At 63.1% G+C, this 4080-nt stretch carries 4 protein-coding genes; 2 read left to right on the forward strand and 2 right to left on the reverse strand.

Annotated elements, in window-relative coordinates:
- Positions 1 to 95: 95 nt before the first annotated feature.
- A complete protein-coding gene (locus ACE04F_RS04590) occupies positions 96 to 1418 on the reverse strand; it encodes an ATP-binding protein (protein ID WP_486105197.1) in 1323 nt (440 codons plus the stop codon).
- Positions 1415 to 2155, reverse strand: a complete 741-nt coding sequence (locus tag ACE04F_RS04595) for a response regulator (protein WP_486105199.1) — start codon at positions 2153 to 2155, stop codon at positions 1415 to 1417. The genes ACE04F_RS04590 and ACE04F_RS04595 overlap by 4 nt, the downstream gene beginning before the upstream one ends.
- Positions 2156 to 2378: 223 nt before the next feature.
- Between ACE04F_RS04595 and ACE04F_RS04600 the strand changes: the two genes are divergently transcribed.
- Both ACE04F_RS04600 and ACE04F_RS04605 read left to right on the forward strand, forming a co-directional pair.
- Positions 2379 to 2642, forward strand: a complete 264-nt coding sequence (locus ACE04F_RS04600) for a DUF2790 domain-containing protein (protein WP_486105201.1) — start codon at positions 2379 to 2381, stop codon at positions 2640 to 2642.
- 166 nt (positions 2643 to 2808) lie between these two features.
- Entirely contained in the window at positions 2809 to 4020 is a 1212-nt protein-coding gene (locus tag ACE04F_RS04605) for a cytochrome c biogenesis protein DipZ (protein ID WP_486105203.1), read from the forward strand.
- The last annotated feature ends 60 nt before the right edge of the window (positions 4021 to 4080 follow it).

The raw sequence follows: 4080 nt of genomic DNA on the forward strand, positions 1-4080 counted from the left end.
GCCAACAGTGATGTCGACTGGCAAACCGCTTTCGCGAGCAGGCTCGCTCCCACAGGGAAATACTGTTCACTTAAGGCAATCCACAGGGGGCTTGATCAGCTTCCGGATGGAATATTGCAAGCCAACCGCAACTCGGCACACAACCCGCCGCCATCGCGATTGCTCAAGGTCAGCGAGCCGCCCATGGCACTCGCCAGTTGTTGGGCGATGGCCAACCCCAGGCCCGTGCCGCCGGTTTCCCGATTGCGCGAGCTCTCGACCCGGTAGAACGGCTTGAGCACTTCGGCCAGTTCCGCCTCGCTGATGCCGGGCCCGCGATCCAGCACCTGGATCGCCAGTTGCCCATTGGCGGCAGGCCGGATCTGGATCTGCGCCGCGCCGCCGAATTTCAGCGCGTTGTCCACCAGATTGACCAACACCCGCCGCAATGCATGGGGTCGGGTATCGATAACGGCGGCGTTCTTGCCCGACAGTTGCACGTCCTGGCCGGTGTCCTGGTAATCGAACACCAAACTGTCGAGAAACGCATCCAGGCTGATCCTACAACTGGCCTCGGTGGCGCCGTGAATGCTGCGGGCATAGGCCACGCCCTCACGCACGAGGTGTTCCATTTCACCAAGATCGCTGCATAGTTTGTCCTTTTCGACGCCATCATCCATGAATTCGGCGCGCAGTTTCATGCGGGTAATGGGCGTCTGCAAGTCATGGGAAATCGCCGCCAGCAGTTGCATGCGCTCCTTCAAATAGGTGGCGATGCGGTCCTGCATCGCATTGAACGCTTTTGCCGCGTGTACCACTTCGGTCGGACCTTGTTCGTCCAGGCGCACGCCGTGGGCGTTGGGGTCGAGGGTTTCCACGGCCTCGGCCAGCCGGGTCAGCGGGCTGACGGCGATGCGCACGGCCAGCCACGTGCAGCCGATCAACAGCGCCAGTTGCCCGAGCAGCACCGCGGGCAGCCAGGGCGAAAGCGGTGCCATTGCCGGACGCACATCGATGGTCAGCGGGTTGCCGTCTTTCAACCGCAGGTGCGCCTGGTAGTGCATCTTCGGGCCTGGAATCTGGTTATAGGTCAGCGCATAGGCTTCGCCCAGGGCTTGCTGGATCGAACTGACCGAAATCGGTGCGTTGTCGGGCAGCATCGGCATGCCCGGTTCGCCTTCGTCGAGCACGTAGCCGTAGTTGCGCCGAGCCAGTTTCGGCAGCCAGGCCTCTCGCTCGGCGGCTGGCAGGCGATCGAGGATGGCGACGGACGTCGAGACGTCGGTCTCGAGGTTGCCAAGCATGGTGTTCTTGGCGCTCTCGTAGCGTTCGTAATACTGGACGCCGAATGACAGGCCCTGAGCCAGGACCAGGCCGATCAGGAAAATCAACGACAAGCGCGAGGCGAGGGTACGCGGCCAGCGCAGCGACAGCTTCATACCGACGCCTCGAGGATCTCCACTGGCAGCGAGAATACGTAGCCTTCGCTGCGTACGGTCTTGATGTAGGCCGGTTCGCGCGCATCATCCAGCAGGCGTTGGCGCAAGCGGCTGACAAGCAGGTCGATGGAACGATCGAACAGGTCTGCGTCGCGGCCCTGGGTCAGGTTCAGCAACTGGTCGCGGTTGAGTACCCGCTGCGGATGATCGAGGAACACCCGCAGCAGACGGTATTCAGCGCCGCTCAGGGCGACCATGGTGCCGTCGCTGTCCAGCAGGTGGCGGGCGGTAGTGTCCAGCCGCCAGCGGCCGAACGCCAGCAGGCGCCCGCTTTCGGTGACCACCAGGTTGGGCGGCAACATGCGGGTGCGGCGCAGCACGGCGTTGATCCGAGCGAGCAGCTCGCGAGCGGCGAAAGGCTTGACCAGATAGTCATCGGCGCCCATTTCCAGGCCGATGATGCGGTCGGTTTCGTCGTTGCGGGCGGTGAGCATCAGCACCGGCGTGGCCTTGTGCTTGCCGGCGCGCAGTTCCCGACACAACACCAGGCCATCATCGCCGGGCATCATGATGTCCAGCACGACCAGGTCCACCGGGGTGGTTTCCAGAAAGGCCCGCATCTGCCGGCCATCGGCGACCACGGTGGTGCGCAGGCCATTCTTTTTCAGGTAGTTGCCCACCAGCTCTCGAATCTCGCGATCGTCATCCACGATCAACACATGATCGACATGATCCATGCTGTTCTGCCCCTTGGCGTTTTGTTGTTGGTCAGTCTACAGGCACCCGCCGGCCTGGCCCGCGACGGTTTGTATTGCAGTGTATCTGGCGCGCGGCGGATACACAGCGATGCAAAAAGCCCCCTGGGCCGATACAGGCGCGATACCTGGGCGGCATTCAATGGCATCCATCGAGGCAACCCAACCGGCCTCTGCGATAAACCATTGAATCGAGGACATCGTCATGAACACCAAAGCCATCTACGCCGCCTGCCTGTTTGCCGCGCTGAATATCTGCACCTTGTCGGCCCGGGCTGAAAGCAACGTCCAGGCACATACCTATAGCTACGGCAGCCATTTGGACGTGCGCAAGGTGCTGTCGCTGACCGAAGACCCACAGCCGGCCTGCGGCGTGGTCAATGCCCACATGACCTACCTGGATTCGGCGGGGCACGAGCAGGCGCTGGACTATCGCAAGTTTTCTGATCACTGCAGCAACCAAAACTGACGTTCGCTCGTGGCGAGGGAGCTTGCTCCCGCCATGCCGCGAAGCGGCCCCAAGACGCATTGACCATTCGGTGCGTCAGGCAGATACGAGGGGGCGCTCCGCGCCCAGCGGGAGCAAGCTCCCTCGCCACGGGGGACTACTTCCAGCCTTCAATTTGAGGTGTGCCATGCTTCTGATCGCTTTTCTCGGCGGGATCCTGACGATCCTCAGCCCCTGCATCCTGCCCGTGGTGCCGTTCCTGTTCGCCCGGACCAATCAATCGCGCAGCTCGGTGCTGCTGACGCTGGCTGGCATGGCGCTGACCTTCGCCCTGGTGTCGAGCCTGGCGGTGGTCAGCAGCGAGTGGGTAATCCGCGCCAGCAGCGTCGGCCGGCAAGTCGCCCTGGTGGTGATGGTGCTGTTTGCCTTGTCGCTGATGTTCAGCCGGGTCGGCATCTGGCTCGCCAGGCCGCTGGTCAGCCTGGGCAATCGTCTTGACGCCGGTGCCGGGCGGATGGGCGGGCCTGTGGCGTCGGTATTGATCGGTGTCGCCACCGGGTTGCTTTGGGCACCGTGCGCCGGACCGATCCTCGGCGTCATCCTGACCGGGGCGATGCTGCAAGGTGCCAGCGCGCAAACCAGCCTGTTATTACTCGTCTATGGCCTGGGCAGCGCGTTGTCGCTTGGAACCTTGATCCTCGCCGGCCGCGGCCTGATCGGTCGGCTGAAACCCTCGCTGCCGATCACTGCCTGGCTGCGTCGGGCCACCGGGGCGCTGGTATTGCTGGCGGCGGTGGCGATCGGCACTGGGGCGGATGACCGGTTACTGGCCGCGACGTCATCGCAGCAGTCGACCAGCCTGGAAAAAAGTTTGCTGGAGAACGTGCCCAAGGCCATCGACTATGTGGTGAGCAAGGCTGGCGCGAGCGCGATGCCGACCCTCGAAGCCCAAGGCGCCATGCCTTCGCTGGACGGTGCAGTGCAATGGCTCAACTCGCCGCCGCTGAGCAGCGAATCGTTGCGGGGCAAGGTGGTGCTGGTGGATTTCTGGACCTACGACTGCATCAACTGCCAGCGCACGCTGCCGTATGTGAACGATTGGGCGAAGAAATACCAAAAAGACGGGCTGGTGGTAATCGGCGTGCACACGCCGGAATACGGCTACGAGAAGATCATCGAGAACGTCCGCGAGCAGGTACGCAAGCTCGACATCCAGTACCCGGTGGCCATCGACAACCAATATGCAATCTGGCGCGCCTTCAACAACCAGTACTGGCCCGCCCATTACTTCATCGATGCCAAGGGGCAGGTGCGCTACAGCCACTTTGGCGAAGGGCGTTATGCAGAGCAGGAGCAAGTGATCCAGCAACTGCTGCAAGAGGCGAAGGCCAGCGATTGACCTGTGGCGGGGGGGGGGGGGCCCGCTGGGCCGGGCTGGCGCTCCAGCGCGCAGCGGCCC

This window comes from Pseudomonas sp. AGC41 (assembly GCF_057334555.1).

Excerpts from the sequence above, each read along its gene's own strand:
- ACE04F_RS04590 (WP_486105197.1), bottom strand. The coding sequence starts at position 1,418 with ATGAAGCTGTCGCTGCGCTGGCCGCGTACCCTCGCCTCGCGCTTGTCG.
- ACE04F_RS04595 (WP_486105199.1), bottom strand. The coding sequence starts at position 2,155 with ATGGATCATGTCGATCATGTGTTGATCGTGGATGACGATCGCGAGATT.
- ACE04F_RS04600 (WP_486105201.1), top strand. The coding sequence starts at position 2,379 with ATGAACACCAAAGCCATCTACGCCGCCTGCCTGTTTGCCGCGCTGAAT.
- ACE04F_RS04605 (WP_486105203.1), top strand. The coding sequence starts at position 2,809 with ATGCTTCTGATCGCTTTTCTCGGCGGGATCCTGACGATCCTCAGCCCC.